The 18,279-nt window shown below is 54.2% G+C and carries 13 protein-coding genes; 7 read left to right on the top strand and 6 right to left on the bottom strand.

The features are described 5' to 3' along the window. Positions 1-10: 10 nt before the first annotated feature. From pstB to ACJJI5_RS01720, 4 genes are all read right to left on the bottom strand, one after another. On the bottom strand, positions 11-820 hold the full coding sequence (gene pstB / locus ACJJI5_RS01735) for a phosphate ABC transporter ATP-binding protein PstB (RefSeq protein ID WP_282934617.1): 810 nt from the start codon (positions 818-820) through the stop codon (positions 11-13). A gap of 102 nt (positions 821-922) precedes the next feature. Then, positions 923-2,209 carry a phosphate ABC transporter permease PstA gene (pstA, locus tag ACJJI5_RS01730; RefSeq protein ID WP_282930609.1) on the bottom strand — a complete coding sequence of 429 codons (1,287 nt, stop codon included), beginning with the start codon at positions 2,207-2,209 and terminating at the stop codon, positions 923-925. Then, the gene (pstC, locus tag ACJJI5_RS01725; RefSeq protein ID WP_444892394.1) at positions 2,202-3,581 is read right to left on the bottom strand and encodes a phosphate ABC transporter permease subunit PstC; all 1,380 of its coding nucleotides are present in this window, start codon (positions 3,579-3,581) and stop codon (positions 2,202-2,204) included. The genes pstA and pstC overlap by 8 nt, the downstream gene beginning before the upstream one ends. A 161-nt stretch (positions 3,582-3,742) precedes the next feature. Next, complete coding sequence (locus ACJJI5_RS01720) at positions 3,743-4,795, bottom strand: PstS family phosphate ABC transporter substrate-binding protein (protein WP_282930607.1); 1,053 nt, start codon at positions 4,793-4,795, stop codon at positions 3,743-3,745. A gap of 183 nt (positions 4,796-4,978) precedes the next feature. On the opposite strand from ACJJI5_RS01720, the gene ACJJI5_RS01715 reads away from it, so the two are divergent. The 5 genes from ACJJI5_RS01715 to ACJJI5_RS01695 all read left to right on the top strand — a co-directional run bounded on the left by ACJJI5_RS01715 (position 4,979) and on the right by ACJJI5_RS01695 (position 12,253). Next, positions 4,979-5,551, top strand: a complete 573-nt coding sequence (locus ACJJI5_RS01715) for a TRAP transporter small permease subunit (RefSeq protein ID WP_444926289.1) — start codon at positions 4,979-4,981, stop codon at positions 5,549-5,551. Continuing rightward, complete coding sequence (locus ACJJI5_RS01710) at positions 5,548-6,909, top strand: TRAP transporter large permease (protein ID WP_444926290.1); 1,362 nt, start codon at positions 5,548-5,550, stop codon at positions 6,907-6,909. The genes ACJJI5_RS01715 and ACJJI5_RS01710 overlap by 4 nt, the downstream gene beginning before the upstream one ends. Before the next feature lie 298 nt (positions 6,910-7,207). After that, positions 7,208-8,101, top strand: a complete 894-nt coding sequence (locus tag ACJJI5_RS01705) for an ABC transporter ATP-binding protein (protein WP_445355372.1) — start codon at positions 7,208-7,210, stop codon at positions 8,099-8,101. A gap of 19 nt (positions 8,102-8,120) precedes the next feature. Further along, the gene (locus ACJJI5_RS01700; protein WP_445355371.1) at positions 8,121-11,702 is read left to right on the top strand and encodes an ABC transporter permease/M1 family aminopeptidase; all 3,582 of its coding nucleotides are present in this window, start codon (positions 8,121-8,123) and stop codon (positions 11,700-11,702) included. Between the two features lie 152 nt (positions 11,703-11,854). Next, positions 11,855-12,253, top strand: coding sequence for an acyl-CoA thioesterase (locus ACJJI5_RS01695; RefSeq protein ID WP_445355370.1), 399 nt, complete (start codon positions 11,855-11,857; stop codon positions 12,251-12,253). A gap of 69 nt (positions 12,254-12,322) precedes the next feature. Here the strand turns inward: ACJJI5_RS01695 and ACJJI5_RS01690 are convergent, their stop codons facing one another. Then, positions 12,323-13,456 (bottom strand): TRAP transporter substrate-binding protein, encoded by a 1,134-nt coding sequence (locus ACJJI5_RS01690; RefSeq protein ID WP_445355369.1) that lies wholly within the window; start codon positions 13,454-13,456, stop codon positions 12,323-12,325. Positions 13,457-13,688: 232 nt separating this feature from the next. Continuing rightward, complete coding sequence (uvrD, locus tag ACJJI5_RS01685) at positions 13,689-15,893, bottom strand: DNA helicase II (RefSeq protein ID WP_445355368.1); 2,205 nt, start codon at positions 15,891-15,893, stop codon at positions 13,689-13,691. A 144-nt stretch (positions 15,894-16,037) separates the two neighbouring features. Here uvrD and hexR point away from each other — a divergent pair, with 144 nt between their 5' ends. Beyond that, positions 16,038-16,892, top strand: coding sequence for a transcriptional regulator HexR (gene hexR / locus ACJJI5_RS01680; protein ID WP_282930602.1), 855 nt, complete (start codon positions 16,038-16,040; stop codon positions 16,890-16,892). Positions 16,893-17,009: 117 nt separating this feature from the next. Further along, a complete protein-coding gene (locus ACJJI5_RS01675) occupies positions 17,010-18,269 on the top strand; it encodes a multidrug effflux MFS transporter (protein ID WP_282930601.1) in 1,260 nt (419 codons plus the stop codon). Positions 18,270-18,279 lie beyond the last annotated feature (10 nt).

Below are 18,279 nucleotides of genomic sequence, written 5' to 3'. Positions count from 1 at the left end.
AGCAGGAACCTTAGCCGAAGCGGCCGGTGATATAGGCTTCAGTGAGTTCGTGCTCGGGGTTGGTGAACACCGTTTCAGTATCGTTAACTTCCACCAAATGCCCCAAATGGAAGTAAGCCGTACGCTGACTCACCCGCGCAGCCTGCTGCATCGAGTGAGTAACGATTGCGATAGTGTAGTTCTGGCGCAGCTCATCGATCAGCTCTTCGATTCGCGCCGTTGCAATCGGGTCCAGGGCAGAGCAGGGCTCATCCATTAGGATTACTTCCGGACTCACCGCAATAGCGCGGGCGATACACAGACGCTGCTGCTGACCACCGGACAGACCCGTGCCCGGCTTGTCCAAACGATCTTTAACCTCATTCCACAGACCGGCGCGGCGCAGGCTGTTCTCTACGATCTCATCCAGATCGGCACGGCGGCTGGCAATGCCGTGGATTTTTGGGCCGTAGGCCACATTCTCGTATATGGACTTGGGAAAAGGGTTTGGTTTCTGGAATACCATACCGACGCGGGCGCGCAGGGGTACCACATCCACTTTGGGGCCATAGATGGGGTCACCATCCAGACTTAACTCGCCCTCGACGCGACAACCTTCAATGGTGTCATTCATGCGGTTGAGGCAACGCAAAAACGTCGACTTGCCACAGCCCGAAGGGCCGATCATGGCAACCACTTCATTTTTTCCAATATCGAGGCCGACCGAGTGGATCGCCTGGGTTTCACCATAGAAAACATTCACATTGCGCATACGCAACTTGGCGGTGTCACAGAAGGGTTGGCCAACTGTTTCTCTAACATCAGCCCGATCATTCATCATTTGCCTACCCGCAACATCGGATTGCGCCGCATCAGTTTGGCTGGCGGCATCCAGGGTCATGGTACTCATATAATATCCCGCTTTCTGATAATCCGCGCTCTGTTACCAGCGGCGCTCAAGTTTCTTGCGCAGCAATACCGCGCTGGTATTCATCACAATCAACACACTCAGCAACACCATAATGGCTGCGGAGGTGCGCTCGACAAAGGCGCGCTCCGGGCTGTCTGCCCACAGGAAAATCTGCACAGGCAGCACGGTGGCCGGGTCGGTTACCCCAGCAGGTACGTCGACAATAAAAGCGACCATACCAATCATCAATAGGGGCGCCGTCTCACCGAGGGCCTGGGCCATACCGATAATCGCGCCGGTCAACATACCCGGCATCGCCAGGGGCAGCACATGGTGGAAAACCACCTGCATACGTGAAGCCCCCATACCCATTGCCGCCTCGCGAATTGAGGGTGGCACCGCCTTCAAAGCCGCGCGGCTGGAAATAATAATCGTGGGCAAGGTCATCAGTGTCAGTACCAAGCCCCCTACCAGGGGTGCCGAACGCGGCAACTCAAAGAAATTAATAAATATCGCCAGGCCCAAAAGACCGAAAACAATAGAAGGCACTGCCGCGAGGTTGTTTATATTCACCTCAATCAAATCGGTCCAACGGTTTTTGGGCGCATACTCTTCCAAGTAAATCGCCGCCGCCACACCGATAGGGAATGACAGTGCCAGAGTTACCAACAGGGTAAACAGGGAGCCCATCAAGGCTGCGCGGATGCCCGCCTGCTCTGGTTCACGGGAGTCGCCATTGGTAAAGAAGATGGTATTGAACCGCTTCTTCAGTTCACCGCTGTCCAGCAGCTGTTCAATCCAACCGGCCTTCTGGTCCGAGGTGCGACCACGGAATCCCTCTTTGGAGTCCTTCAGGCTTTTGACGAAAGTATCCACATCGTCATCGACTGACAGCCAGACTTTCTCGGATTTACCCAACAGTTCCGGATTCGCAGCTAAGCGATCGCGCAGGGTAAACGGTGCTCCGGAGGAGACCAGGCTGTAGAGCTCGCGCTTGTCACTGCGACCAGTCACAGTGGGAAAGCGTTCGCGCAGGGACTGACGAATAACACCGGTGAAGTTTGCCCAGGTCAGACTTTCATCATCGACCTTATCGATGCCCAGAACCTGCTCGTCGTAGTGCACCTCCAGTTGGATAGCTGTCTGCACAAAGGCACCACTGCCTTTGCTGATAATGTCAGTGAACAAAATCAGTACGGCGAGTACACCAAAGGCAATACTGCCGATACCCAACCCACGAAACAGCTTTTCTTTGCGATGACGGCTGGCGAGGCTTTTTTCTATGCGCTCGCGAACCTGCGCCTGAGTAAGATCAGTCATACTGCTCCCGGTATTTTTTCACTACGTGCAAGGCAATAAAGTTCAGCACCAAAGTGGAGATAAACAACATCAGGCCCAAAGCAAAAGCGGCGAGGGTCTTGGGACTGTCAAATTCCTGGTCGCCAACCAACAGAGTCACAATCTGCACCGTCACAGTCGTGACCGATTCGAGCGGGTTTGCGGTGAGGTTCGCCGCGAGTCCGGCGGCCATCACCACAATCATGGTTTCACCAATTGCGCGGGAAACCGCCAGTAATACACCGCCGACGATGCCAGGCAGTGCCGCAGGAATCACAACTTTGCGCACCGTCTCGGACTGGGTGGAACCCAAACCCAGGGCGCCATCGCGCAGGGACTGGGGCACCGCGTTGATCACGTCATCGGACAGAGAGGAAACAAAGGGAATGATCATGATTCCCATCACCAGGCCAGCGGCCAGTGCACTTTCACTGGAGGCCTGTAGGCCCATAGAAGTGGCCAACTCGCGAATAAATGGAGCAACGGTTAAGGCAGCAAAAAATCCGTATACCACGGTGGGTACACCGGCGAGAATTTCGAGTACCGGCTTGGCCAGAGAACGCACGCGCTTACTGGCGTACTCGGCCAGATAAATAGCCGCCATCAATCCCACAGGTACCGCCACAAACATGGCGATCGCGGACACCATCAGGGTTCCGGTAAACAGCGGGACAGCACCAAAAGCACCGCTCGATCCCACCTGGTCTGCGCGCAGGGCCATCTGTGGGCTCCAGTGCAATCCAAACAGGAATTCACTCACCGGCACGGACTGGAAGAAACGCAGGGATTCAAACAATACCGATAACAAAATACCGACAGTGGTTAGAATCGCGGCGCTGGCACAGGCAATCAGCACCGTGCGCAGCACTTTTTCAACTTTTTCGCGAGCGCGCAGCTTGGGAGAAAAGCGCAGCAGTGCAAAAGCGGCAAGGCCGCTGGCCAACACCAAACTCAGGAAAGCCTGTAAATTATTGGAGCTGGAACGCAACTGACTGAGGTAGTCCGCAGCACTCTGCAATTGTGGCGACTTTTCACCTATCAGGTGGCCCGCCGCGAGATTCTGGATCTGCGCGTAGAGAAGGTTCTGCCCGGAGATGCTCTCCGGCTTATCGGCAATACTATTCATGACCATCGCACGGATGATCGAATCGTCAAACACCAACCAGCCACAGAGTAATATCAGTGCTGGCAAACCACACCAAAGGGCGGTGAGTAATCCGTAGTAACTGGGCAGGGCGGCCAGATTGCGAACGCCGCCAAGACTGCGAGCAGCGTTCACTGCACGGCGAAAGCCAGTGCCGTAGGCCACTAATATCAGGAGCAGCAAAAGTGCGAACAGTGTGGGGGTTTGCATTGAATTACCGTACTAAAAATATCGTCGCTGGCATTATCCAGACTTTATCCCCGCGTTCCATCACAGGGGGGCGACAATTTGTGAGTCTTCTTATAAAGAACGGCCAAGCCCTTTCGAGCTTGGCCGTCAATTCCCTTTGACAGTACAACTCCAGAATTTTTTTACTTGGCTGCGAGATTACTCAGTGCGTTCAGCTTGCGCACATCAGTAGCAATCTTTTGACGCTTCTCGGTGGGCAGAGGAATCATACCTTTGTCAGCCAGGTAGCCATCTTCACCCCAAGCGCGCTCATTGGTGAATTCAGCCAGGAACTGCTTAACACCAGGAACCACGTCAGCGTGCTGCTTCTTGACGTAGATAAACAGCGGACGGGAAACCGGGTAGCTCTGGTCAGCGATGGAGTCGAAAGTAGGAGCCTGATCTTCGATTAGAGAGCCCTGTACCTTGTCAGCATTCTGGTCGAGGAAACTAAAGCCGAAGATACCCAGGGCGTTCGGGTTGGCAACCAGCTTGTTCACGATCAGGTTGTCGTTCTCACCGGCCTCAACATAAGCGCCGTCTTCGCGAACGTTGTGACAGATCGCTTTGTAAGCGCTCTTGTCTGTTTTCTTCATGGCTTTGATCCAGCCAAACTTCTTACAGCCACCTTCCATTGCCAGCTCGGCGAAAGCATCGCGGGTACCGGAAGTGGGGGGCGGGCCCAAAACTTCGATTTTGGTGTTGGGCAGGGCTGGATTTACGTCCTTCCAGGTCTTGTAGGGGTTGGCTACCAGAGTTTCAGAACCATCTGGGTTAGGTACTTCCTTAGCCAGGGCCAGGAAGATGTCCTTGCGGGTCAGCTTAAAGGGAGCTGCTTTCTTAGCATTCGCAAGAACGATGCCGTCGTAACCGATCTGTACTTCAACAACATCAACACCGTTGCTGTTACACATTTCCAATTCGGATTGCTTAATGCGACGGGAGGCACCGGTGATATCCGCAGTGCTTTCTCCAACACCCTGGCAGAACAACTTCATGCCACCACCAGTACCAGTGGACTCAACGACTGGAGTTTTAAACTGGGTTGCTCGGCTAAAACGCTCCGCCACAGTCGTAGTAAACGGGTAAACAGTAGAGGAACCTACAACACTAATGTAATCGCGCGCTGCCATAGCAACCTGTGAAGTTGCCAGGGTCAGGGCTGCCAGAGAAGTCGCCAGAATTTGCTTGTTCATTGTGTAACTCCGATGAGTGTTTTTATTTCACGCGGCGATGCTAGGAACAACGGGTGACGATTCTATGAACAAAAGATTACAAAAAGGTTACAGCTGTATTTTTACCCTGCTGGCATGAGAGCGGGCAAAGGGTTAACCTTCGAGCAACATAAATAACAATAAGATGTAAAGAGAGAAGCCCCCATGCGTTTTCTGCTGTGCAGCGCGCAGGCACTCGAGCGCCTGACCAGTCATACCGGGCAACTGCTGTCCTGGTTCACATGGGCCATGGTCCTGTTACAAAGCTGTGTTGTGGTGATGCGCCACGGCTTCAATACCGGTTCTATCGCCCTACAGGAATCTGTGATTTACCTGCACGGTGCCGCCTTTATGCTGGGGCTGGCCTATGCGTTGCAGACCGATGCCCATGTGCGGGTGGATGTCTTCTACCGCAGGATGAGCGCCAGGGCCAAAGCCTGGGTCAATGCAATTGGCTATCTGATATTTCTCTTACCGCTTTGCGTCTTTCTATTTATAAGCAGCTGGCACTTTGTACTGAATAGCTGGTCAGTTTTTGAAGACAGTGCGAACGCCGGCGGCCTGCCGGGGGTATTTTTACTGAAGAGCCTGATTCCTCTGTCTGCAGTCACCTTGGCTCTGGCGGGGCTGGCCCAGTTTATTCGCGCCCTGGTGCAATTGATGCTGCCCCAACAACAGTCCACTCCAATGTCGTCGTCAAAAGCTGTACTGAAGCAGGTAGAAGGGGCCGAAGTGTGATTGAGCTAATCCCCTTTCTGATGTTTGCAGCCGTCTGCGCTCTGCTTATGTTCGGCTACCCAGTAGCTTTTACCCTCGCGGGTACCGCCCTGCTATCAGCGGGCCTGGGTATTGTGTATGGCGTATTTGATGCTGAGTTGCTGCGCGCCTTCCCCGATCGCCTCTACGGCATTATGCAAAACGGCACCCTGGTTGCCGTTCCGCTATTTGTGCTGATGGGGGTAATACTGGAGCGAGCCAAGATTGCCGAGGATTTGTTGGTTAATCTGAGCAAAGCCTTTATGGGGGCTCCCTCGGGACTCGCCATTTCCGTAGTGGTAGTAGGCGCGCTGCTCGCCGCCAGTACTGGCATCGTCGGTGCAACTGTAGTCACCATGGGGCTGATGTCACTGCCCACCATGTTAAAAAATGGCTACTCCCCCAAACTGGCCACCGGCACTATCTGCGCCACTGGTACTCTCGGGCAAATCATTCCACCCTCTATTGCCCTGGTTCTACTGGGGGATACCCTCTCCAATGCCTATCAACAGGCACAACTGTCTGCAGGCATTTTCAATCCCAAGCCAGTCAGCGTAGGGGATCTGTTTGTAGGGGCAATTATTCCCGGCTTACTGCTGGTGGCCGCCTATATCATTTATCTATTATTTATTGCCCGTCGCCCCAAACCCACAGGGAGCAGCGAGCCTCCAGAAGTGGATAAGGCCCAACTGCTTCGCAGTCTTTTGCCCCCGATTGCCTTAATGCTGATTGTGCTCGGATCAATCATCGTTGGCGCTGCCACCCCCACAGAAGCGGCCGCCGTCGGCGCACTGGGGGCGGCGTTACTGGCGTCCAGTCGCGGAGCACTCAACTTCAAACGCGCAGGGGAAATCGGCCGCAGTACACTTCAGGTCTCGGCAATGGTTTTCGCCATATTGATTGGCGCTTCATTATTTTCTCTGGTATTTCGCGGTTACAACGGCGAAGAACTAGTGACAGGATTTTTCCACAGCCTGCCCGGAGGGGTAATCGGCGCGACCCTGTTGGTGATGCTGGTAATCTTCCTGCTGGGCTTTATCCTCGACTTTATCGAGATCACCTTTGTAGTGGTACCAATTGTGGGCCCGGTACTGCTGGCAATGGGCGTCGATCCGGTGTGGCTCGGCATTATGATTGCCATCAATTTGCAAACCTCTTTCCTAACGCCTCCATTTGGGTTTGCTCTCTTTTACCTGCGCGGGGTGGCCCCCAGTTCTGTGGCCACATCGGCCATCTATCGCGGGGTAGCGCCTTTTATTGCCATCCAACTTTTACTGCTGTGCCTGCTGGCGATATGGCCGGCCCTGGCCACTTGGCTGCCGGGGGTGGTTCAACAGTAACCCCTGAGGCTGCAAATGGTACGATAGCATTTTGAATCACTACCGCTTGCAGCCAATCTCCAGCCTCAGACGACTGTACCAACACAGACACTCTATAAACCCTTCACCCCTTAAATTTATCAACGCACCTTGATTCCCCCCAGCAAGCCACCACCTCCTGTTACTTTGGCGCTCGACATTTAACTCTCTCGCCAATCCATCGAAACTTTTCTGTGGGTATCTGTTCTTAAATATCAAAAGGTATTAACTACTATTGGCGATATTCAAGGGCGAATAAAAAATAAAAGGGAATTAAGAAATGCTAAAGATTGCCAACCTTTCCAAAACCTACGATAACGGTGTACACGCTCTCAATAACGTCAACTTGGAGATTCCCAAGGGGATGTTTGGGTTGCTCGGTCCCAATGGCGCCGGCAAGTCCTCACTCATGCGCACTATTGCCACGCTGCAATTTGCCGACAGCGGCACCATTACTTTCGATGGCATCGATGTGGCCAGCAATCCACAGAAAATCCGCAGTACCCTGGGTTATCTACCCCAGGATTTTGGGGTTTACCCGAGAATCAATGCCGAGGATATGCTCGATCATATGGCGGTACTAAAAGGCATTGGCAACCGCAAAGAACGCCGCGAGATGGTGGCGGAATTACTGCACCAAACCAATTTATTTAAGGATCGCAAGAAAAGCCTCAGCGGTTACTCCGGCGGTATGCGCCAGCGCTTTGGTATCGCCCAAGCCCTGATCGGCGATCCACGCCTGATTATTGTCGACGAACCCACCGCCGGTCTCGACCCACAGGAGCGCAACCGCTTTCACAACCTGCTCAGTGAAATTGGCGAGAACGTAGTGGTAATTCTCTCCACCCATATCGTCGAGGATGTTGCCGATTTATGCCCCAATATGGCTATCCTCGCCGCAGGCCAAATTGTGGCCCAGGGCAAACCTGAAGAGCTGACCTCTAAACTAGCAGGGCGTGTATGGCGGCGTACCGTCGACAAATCTGCACTGGAAGAATACCGCAATAGTTTGGATGTGATTTCCACTCGCCTATTAGCTGGGCGCCATGTTGTACACGCACTGGCAGATAGCCAACCGGCCGAGGGCTTCGAGCTGCTGCAACCCGACCTCGAAGATGTCTATTTCTCCACCCTGTTCAGCAATCAAGCCTCTCGTATGGCTAGCGCCGCCTGAGACAGGGGAGGATATCAACATGTTTTTATCGGTTGCCAAGTTTGAACTTAAGTACCAGCTGCGCCAGCCGCTATTTTATGTGACCAGCCTGGTATTTTTTCTACTGACTTTTGGTGCTATGACCGTCGACAACATACAGATCGGCGGCGGTGGGGGTAACACCCTGATCAACTCCCCCTACGCGATTATGCTGACCCTATTAATAATGTGCGTTTTCAGCATTTTTATTACTGCCGCCTTCGCAGCCAACCCGGTGCTACGCGATCGCGATATAAAAATGGAAGGTATTGTCTTCAGTACCCCGATCAGTAAGCGCGACTATTTATTGGGTCGCTTCACTGGATCATTTATCGTGGCCTTCCTGGCTTTCTCAACTGCGGCGCTGGGTATGCTGCTCGGCTCCTGGATGCCCTGGCTGGACCCAGAGCGCCTGGGGCCCACCCAAATCTCCCACTATCTGCACACCTTATTCATACTTATCCTTCCCAGCATGCTGTTTTGCAGCGCCATGTTTTTTAGCCTGGCAGCCATAACTCGCAGCATGATGGCCACTTACGTGGGGTTGATCGCCTTCCTGGTGCTCTATTTCACCAGTCAGGGAATGATGGATGAACCCGCCTATCACAGTGCCGCAGCACTGGCCGACCCCTTTGGTCTCGCGGCCTTCCAGGAAGCAACTCGCTACTGGACCGCTTTCGATCGCAATACGTCCATGATCGCGCTGGAGGGAAACTATCTTATCAACCGCCTAATATGGCTGGGGGCCAGCTTACTATTTATAGGTTTGGGCTATAAATGTTTTTCATTTACCGAACGCAAACCGCTTTGGTCGCGCCGACGCACTGTGGAAGCAGAAGAGAATGAGGCACCTCGCTATAACAAGCCCCTACCGCGAGTCACTCCCAGGTTTGGCACGGCTGCAGTTTGGCAGCAATTTCGCGCTCGCTGCGGCTTTGAAGTCACAGCGGTGGTAAAAAGCCTGGCCTTTTGGGTAATCCTGGCACTGGGTATTCTCAATGTATTGAGCGCATCCCTAAATTTGGAAGCGATATTTGGCACTGCGGTATACCCGGTAACCCGCTCTATGGTCAGTCTGATCCAGGGCGCCTTCAGCCTGATTATGCTGATTATCCTGATCTACTACGGAGCTGAATTGGTATGGCGGGAGCGCCAGGCCGGCTGCCATGAAATTATGGATGCTGTGCCCACACCCAGTTGGATTTTTGTCGCGAGCAAGTTTATTGCGATGTTGGTGGTTCTGGCTGGCATCCTGATTGCTTGCATGCTCACCACTGTCGCTGTACAGCTGAGCAAGGGGTACACAACGCTTGAGCCGGGCCTGTACTTTTACGGTGTCTGGTACCAGTTCGCGATGCCTTTCTACCTGATGGCAATCCTATCGATCTTTGCCCAAGTAATAACCCGCAACAAATTCCTCGGTATGTTACTGATGGTGGGCTACCTGATTAGCTCCAGTATTCTCGATGGCCTCGGTTTCGAGCACAATCTCTATCAGTTCGCCGGTTGGAACGCGGCACCTTATTCAGACATGAATGGCTATGGTCACTTTGAGCAGGGGCGGGCTTGGTTTGCATTTTACTGGATCAACTTCAGCCTGATACTGGCAATCTTGAGCTACGGACTCTGGCAGCGCGGTACTCTGGCTCCACTCGTGAGCCGGATCAAGGCCCTGCGCTGCCAACTGGGGCTATCCAGCCGCTTAACTGCCGCCACCGCCCTAGTGCTGTTTATCAGCAGTGGCGCCTTTATTTTCTACAATACCAATATTCTCAATCACTACGAAACCAGCAAGGATCGGGAGCAGCTGGCCGCAGACTACGAGAAGAAGTACAAAGCCCTGGAGGACAAACCCGCACCACATATCACCGATGTCAAAGTCGATGTGGATATCTTCCCCGATGAGCGTCGCTATGAAGTGCGCGGCCGTTACTTCCTGGTTAATAAACGCAACGAATCGATCGAAGAGGTGGTTGTCGGGCTGGATCGCGGCCTTAGGGTGAACCAGCTATCCCTGGATCAGGCCACATTGCGCGACAAGGACGAGCAGTTCGGCCACTATTTCTTTAACTTGGATCGGCCTCTGCAACCCGGTGAATCTCTCACCTTGGAGTTTGATTTAAGCAGGATCAATCGCGGCTTTATGAACTCCGGCTCCTCCACCACCTTGGTACAAAACGGTACCTTCTTTAATAACGATGAAGCGCTGCCGTTTATTGGTTACAACGGCAATGCTGAGCTGACCGACCGCCACCTACGCAGGAAGCACGACCTACCGCCGCCGCAGCGTATGCCCAAACTGGAGGACAAGGGCCACTACCGGGAGTCCTATTTGCGCAGCGACTCCGACTGGATCAATTTTGAAACCACCGTCAGTACTTCCCTGGGGCAGATAGCTCTGGCGCCCGGCTACCTGCAAAAAGACTGGCAGGAGGGACAGCGCCACTATTTCCATTACAAGATGGACGCGCCCATTCACAACTTTTTCTCCTACCTTTCAGCAGACTACACCGTGGTCAAAGACCGCTGGCAGGATGTCGCGATCGAGGTTTACCACCACAAGCCCCACGACTACAACGTGGATCGCATGGTCGAGGGGGTAAAAAAGTCTCTGGAATACTTCAGCGAGGCATTCAGCCCCTACCAGTATCGCCAGCTGCGTATCGTCGAGTTTCCGGGCTATGAAACCTTTGCCCAGGCATTCCCCAACACCGTGCCCTTCTCTGAATCTATCGGCTTTGTCGCCGACCTGCGGGACCCGAATGAAATTGATTACGTCTTCTATGTCACCGCTCACGAGGTGGCACACCAGTGGTGGGCACACCAATTGATTGGCGCCAATGTGCAGGGTGCAACCCTATTATCAGAAACCCTCGCGCAGTACTCTGCACTGATGGTGATGGAGCGGGAATACGGCCCGGAAAAGATGCGCCGCTTCCTCAAGTATGAGCTGGATAGCTATCTGAGTGCGCGGGGTACCGAGTTGCTCGAAGAGCTGCCCTTAACCCACAACGAGAACCAATCCTATATCCACTACCGCAAGGGCTCCCTGGCGATGTACGCCCTTAAGGATGCGATGGGTGAAGACGCCGTCAATGGGGTTCTGGCTTCCCTGTTAAAAGAAAAGGGCTTCTCCAGCGACCCCTACCCCACCAGCATGGATTTAGTGGCGAGACTCCGGGCCCGAGCCGAAGCCTCTCAGCAAGAGCTGATCACCGATATGCTGGAGCGAGTGGTCCTCTTTGACCTTCAGGTCGCAAGTGCCACCTCCGAGCTATTGGAAAATGGCAATTATCACGTCTTGTTGGAACTGGAGGCACGTAAATACGAAGCCGATGGAGATGGTCAGGAAAAAGAGATACCCATGAAGAACTGGATAGATGTCGCCATTTTTGTAGAAGATCCTGACAAAAATACCAGTTCAGATAATGTGCTCTACTTCGCCAAACAGGAGATCAGTGAAGAAACCACCTTGCTGGAGTTTGAGGTGAAGGGTAAACCGAGCATTGCCGGCTTTGATCCCTACATCAAGATGATCGACAAAAACCCGGACGATAACTTGCTGGCTATCGAGACTCTTTAGTTCCACAGGCCCAGTCTCCCCCGGTGCCTTAACTGCACCGAGGGAGACTGAAGGCCTAAATTTATTCTGGTCAATTACTGGTCAAATTGTGCTAGAATGCGCCACCATTCCAGTAGTGGAAACCAATAACTCTAACAATCTGTGAGTACCTGATGTCCGCACTTTCAGCTCTCGATGAAGATCCGCAACCCACAGGCACGCTAACCCTGCAAACCCTGGCTATGCCCCGCGATACCAATCCGCAGGGGGATGTTTTTGCCGGTTGGCTGATGTCGCAGATGGACCTCGCTGGCGCCATTCTCGCGCAAACCATGGCGCGCGGCCGTGTCACAACTGTTGCGGTGGGCAGCATGGTTTTCCTGCGCCCGGTTCCGGTTGGCTCAACAGTCAGCTGCTATGCGGAAGCTATCGAAGAAGGGCGCTCCTCGATTCGCACCATGGTTGAGGTTTGGCTGACGCGGGTGGATTCCGGTGAGCAGGTCAAGGTCACTGAAGGTGAGTTTGTATTTGTCGCTATCGACGATGCCGGCCGTACCAGGCCGCTGCCCTGATTGTAGGTTTCGAGTTCGCCGGCTGTAGAGCAACACAGCCGGCAATATCATCGGCCCAGTAGTTGGGCGCTAATCTTCCTTTAACTCTCTCGCCTGGTAGTAAGCCTCTTCACTGATCTCGTGGTAGGGCTTCACATCCCGTTCAAACTCCTTAAAGGCTTTGTAAACACGGGCAAACTCCGGGTCCTGCTGCGCCGTCTCCTGCATAATTTCGTTGTTGATCTTCTTCAGGTGAGACAGAACATCCTCCGGCAAGCGCTCCACTTTTACCCCGTGCACTTCTACCAGCTCCTTGAGGGCCCGGTTATTGCGTGCCGTATATTCGTCCAGCATATCCTGGTTAGCTTCACGGGCGGCGACTCGCACTATTTCCTGCAAATCAGCAGGCAGTTTTTCGAACGCCTTTTTATTAACGATAAATTCCAGGATAGAGCCCGGCTCATGCCACCCGGGGTAGTAGTAATACTCAGCGACCTGGTGGAAACCAAAAGCGAGATCGTTGTAGGGCCCCACCCATTCGGTAGCATCGATCACTCCAGTCTGGAGGGCGGTGTAGAGTTCTCCACCGGGAATGGTCACCGCAGTACCGCCTGCGCGGTTTAAAACCTCACCACCCAGGCCGGGAATACGCATCTTTAGGCCCTTTAAATCCTTCACCGACTCAATCGGTTTGTTAAACCAGCCCGCCATCTGCACGCCGGTGGAGCCCCCCGCAAGTGGAATCAGATTAAAGGGCTCGTAGATCTCCTCCCAGAGTTCGAGACCACCGCCGTGATGCAACCAACCATTCATTTCCTGGGCATTCAAGCCAAAAGGCACCGCAGTAAAAAACTGGGCTGCAGGCACCTTGCCTTTCCAGTAATAAGCAGCACCGTGTCCCATCTGCGCGGCGCCTTCCGATACAGCACCAAATACGCCCAGGGCAGGTACCAATTCACCGGCACCGTACACTTTGATCCTGAGACGCCCGGCTGACATCGCCTCGACTTTCTTGGCAAAACGCTCCGGCGCACTGCCGAGGCCAGGGAAGTTCTTGGGCCAGGTAGTAACTAATTTCCACTCGAACAGCTCTTTATTGCCCTCTGCGGAAAAGTGCTGGGCAGGACCCATTGATGCACGGGAAGCTACCAGGGCGGCGAAGGTAATGGCGAGCAGGGCTAAGAGCCCGAGAATGATGGCCGGGTACCAATTGAGTTTTTTCATTGCTACTAAATTATCGTTATTTTTGTATTGTACAAATTATCGGCAGACGCTTTGGTCGCCAACTTAGGTCCTCAGGGGAAGTTCCCTGTGATCTGACCCTGGTATTTTGAATGGATTCCCGCTATCGCTGGAATCCATTCACCACTATCTAACTTTCAATTCTGCATGCCTCTCAGTACCGACATGCTCCCGCACTCAGTATTTAATGCTTAGTGCCAGCTCAAGCCATCACTCAAAGCGGCTGCAACTTGGCCATTGAAAGTATCAGCCTCTTGTCGCCAACATCGTCAAAATTAACCAGCACCCGCATTCGAGGACCCGTTCCCTCAAACTCAATGACAGTTCCTTCACCAAACTTGGCATGGTCCACTCGCCCGCCCAGGACCAGCGGGGGCAAATCATCGAAGTCTGGCGCCGGGTCGGAAAACTGGCCTACCTTGCCGTAGTCCGCCTGATAGAGAGGACGGGAAATTTCGGTCTTCAGGCGCACTTCTTGTACAAACTTGGGCGGAATTTCGCCGATAAAGCGGGAAGGGCTGTTATAGGTTTCGCTGCCAAACAGACGCCGGTTTTCCGCGTAGGTAATGTATAGCTTGCGCATGGCGCGGGTGATACCCACGTAGCAGAGGCGTCTCTCCTCCTCCATGCGGCCGGGCTCCTGCGCCGACATCTTGTGGGGGAACAGGTTTTCCTCCACACCCGCCATAAATACCAGGGGAAACTCCAAGCCTTTGGCGGAGTGCAGGGTCATCAGCTGGACGGCATCCTCAAACTCATCCGCCTGACCTTCACCGGCATCGAGGGCAGCGCTGTCGAGGAACTGGTTAAGAAGCGGAATTTCCTCTTCATCTTCCTCTCCTTCGGGCAGGCCTGCACCGGTAAAGCCGCGACAGGCAGTGACCAGTTCCTGCAAGTTCTCCACCCGTGTTTGGCCTTTCTCGCCTTTCTCTTTGCCGTGAAACTCCAGCAAACCGCTGTTTTCGATCACATCCTCAGCAATAGCATCCAACTCTTTATCTTCTGCATTTGCTGCCAGCTGGTTAATCAGGTCCAGGAAGCTCTGCAGGGCATTGCCGGCGCGAGCAGCCAATACCCGTTGCTGCAACATCAGCTTGGCCGCCTGCCACAGGGAGCAGCCCTGCTCCCGGGCATAAGAACGCACCATCTCTACAGTGCGCGCACCGATGCCACGGGTGGGTGTATTCACCACCCGTTCAAACGCAGTATCATCATCGCGGTTGGTAATCAGGCGTAAATAAGACAGGGCATTCTTGATTTCCAGGCGCTCGTAGAAGCGCTGGCCGCCATAGATACGGTAGGGCACCTGCTCGCGCAAAAGCCCCTCTTCAAGTACCCGGGATTGGGCATTGGAGCGGTAGAGGATAGCGATGCTGTCGCGGCGATTACCGTCGCGCACCCAGTCATTGATGCGCTCGACAATAAAGCGCGATTCATCCTGTTCGTTGTAGGCCGCGTAGACGGCGATGGGCTCACCCTCTTCACCCTTGGTCCACAACTCCTTGCCCAAGCGGCCACTGTTATTAGCGATCACCGCATTAGCCGCGTTCAGAATGGTGGAGGTGGATCTGTAGTTCTGCTCCAGTCGCACCGTCTGCACTTCTCGTAAATCTGTGGAAAAGTGCTGGATATTCTCGATCTTGGCACCGCGCCAACCGTAGATGGACTGATCATCGTCACCCACGGCGGTGATATGGCACTGCTCACCGGCAAGTAGGCGCAGCCAGGCATATTGAATCGTGTTGGTGTCCTGGAACTCATCCACCAGAATATGGGGGAAGCGCCGGCGGTAGTGGGCCAGAATAGCGTCGTTATTCAGCCAGAGCTCGTGGGCCCGCAGCAGCAGCTCGCCGAAATCCACCAATCCACCGCGCTGACAGGCCTCTTCATAGGCGAAATAGATTCGCACCATGGTCTGCAACCAGGGATCGGCGCCGGCATTGATATATTGCGGGCGCAGACCTTCATCTTTCTGCGCACCAATCCACCACTGGGTTTCACGCGGTGACCACTTTTTATCATCCAGCCCCAGATCTGCCTGTACCCGCTTGATCAGACGCAGCTGGTCATCGGAATCCAGAATCTGGAAGTTCTGCGGCAACTTGGCTTCTTGCCAGTGAGCCTTGAGCAGGCGGTGAGCCAGGCCGTGGAAGGTGCCCACCCACATGCCAAAGGTATTCACCCCCAGCAGCTCTTCGATACGGGCGCGCATCTCGCGGGCCGCCTTGTTGGTAAAGGTTACCGCCATAATGGAGTAGGGCGAGGCGCCCTCCACCTGCATCAGCCAGGCGATGCGGTGTACCAGCACCCGGGTCTTGCCCGAGCCGGCACCGGCCAGAACCAATTGATTGCCGGGCGCGGCAGCTACTGCTTCGCGCTGGGCGTCGTTGAGGGGGTCTAAAATCTGAGATACGTCCATGGGCGAAGATTGTACCAGAGCTGATGCACAAGACCTGTGTAAATAAACAGGATTTTGTCCCGCCTGACAATGTAATGTGATGTCGCTCGCCAGCAGAGGGCACAGCGGCTAAACTGCGCCATCTGGCATAGAGAAGGAAGTCCTGTGAAACCGGCGGAAGTAACGCAACGAATCAGTGAACAACTGTCATCCATGCGCAAATCAGAGCGCAAGGTGGCGGAGTATATTCTCGCCAACCCCGATGAAATCATTCATATGCGCATCGTCGACCTGGCTACTGAAGCCCAGGTGAGTGAACCTACCGTGGTGCGCTTTTGTCGCGCCGTGGGCTGCTCCGGATTCCAGGAGTTCAAGCTGAACCTGGCGCAGCAGCTGGCTTCCAGCCCCAGCTTCGGCCAGATTGCGGTTACGGAAACGGATACCATTGCCGAGTACAAGCGCAAGGTTTTCGACTCCACGGTGGATACCCTGCTGAAAGTCCGCGATAGAATTGACGACCGTGCCCTCGAGGCCGCTGTCACTGCGATGGCCGCTTCCAAGCGGGTGGAATTCTTCGGTTTTGGCGCCTCCGGTGCCGTCGCTGCCGATGCCCAGCACAAGTTCTTCCGCCTACAGTTGGCCACCGCTGCTCACTCAGACCACCACATCCAGAATATGTCGGCCATGTCCATGCAAGCGGGGGATGTAGTAGTAGCTATCTCCCAGAGCGGTCGCACCAAGGCGTTACTTCGCTCCATGAGCATGGCAAAAGAGCAGGGCGCTCTGGTGGTTGGTTTGGCACCCAGCGGCTCGCCGGTGGCACAACAAGCCAGCATCCCACTGGAAGTGGATGTAGAAGAGGATATTGAGATCTATACGCCGCTGTCCTCGCGCATCGCCCACCTGGTGGTAATCGATGTCCTCGCTATCGGCGTAGCCCAGCGCAAAGGTCCTCAGCTACAGGAGCACCTGTTGAAACTGAAACAGGGACTGTACACATTGCGGGAAGACAAGCACTAAACTCCCTGATATCCAAAGCGGGCAAGGGACAATGTGCCCGCCCGTTTCTACCAAAGCCATTTCCCGCCAATTGGGCTTTGCCGGGAAGATCCTTCCAGGCTGTACCTGAGCAACATAATGACATCCATCGCTTCTAACCCGGACGAGAAAGCCCCGCGCTGGCTAGTGGTGTGGCTGGCCGCACTCGTTTCTCTGACACCTTTTTCCATCGACAGCTACCTGCCGGCCATTCCGGCGATGGCGGCGGCCCTGGATACAGAAGTCGAGCGGATGCAGTACTCAGTGTCCAGTTTTCTGCTGGGCTTTGCCCTCGGACAACTGTTTGGCGGACCATTATCAGATCGCTGGGGACGGCGCCTTGTAGGAACCATCGGCCTCAGTATCTATATAGCCAGCTCCCTGTTAGTCCTGTTTACCGACCATGTAGACCAACTGATTATCCTGCGCTTCTGCCAGGCAGTTGGCGGCGGCTTTGCCACAGTAATATGTGCTGCAATTGTGCGCGACCTACACAGTGGCCGTGAGGCGGCAAAAATTATTTCCCTGATTAGCACCATCATGCTGATTGCACCGCTGATCGCCCCGGTGATCGGCTCTGCACTACTAGCCGTTGGCGGCTGGCAAAGTATTTTCGTCTTTTTGTTACTGTACGCTCTTGCAATGCTCGTACTAGTACAGTTGCTGCTACCAGAGACCGTCTCCCGCTTTACCCGCGCACGCCGCCAGATGATGCCGCTAAAGTCTCTCGTGGGCAGCTACGGCCAGGTTTTGCGCAATCCCCGCGCTATTGGGTTCCTGATTGCACAGGCCTGTGTCAGCGGTTCGATGTTTATCTACATCACCACCGCTCCCTTTGTGTTTATGGATTACTTCGGTGTTAGTGCAAATCAGTTTCCACTGTTTTTCGGTATCTGCGTGCTCGGGCTTATTTGCATGGTTCAGGTGAACATCCGCCTGCTGAACTTTTTTGAGCCGCGCAATATCCTGCTGGCGGGTATTGTGTTGCAGCTATTGGGTTGCGGCCTGCTGCTGCTGGGAACTATGACAGGAGTCAAAGAACTTACCCTGTGGATGATTCCCCTGGTACTGGTGATGAGCTGTATCGGTATTACCGGCCCCAATGCCGCCGCCTGTTATTTGGAATTCTTCCCCAAAATCAGCGGTAGTGCCAATGCGCTATACGGCGCCGCCCTGTTTATTACCGGGGGGATACTGGGTGGACTGGCGAGCAGCCTGCACACCGGAACCCTGACACCTATTGCAGGATCTATGGCGGGCTGTGCTTTTGTAGCGCTGCTGTCTGCACTATTTGTCGCCAAGGTTCGCCAACCGATCGAGTCCGATATCCCTGCAACCCGGCGCTTTACCCCGCGTTAATGGCAGCTCT

The organism is Microbulbifer maximicatervae (SeqCode) (assembly GCF_052467955.1).
This window is presented reverse-complemented; position numbering and strand designations above follow the sequence as displayed.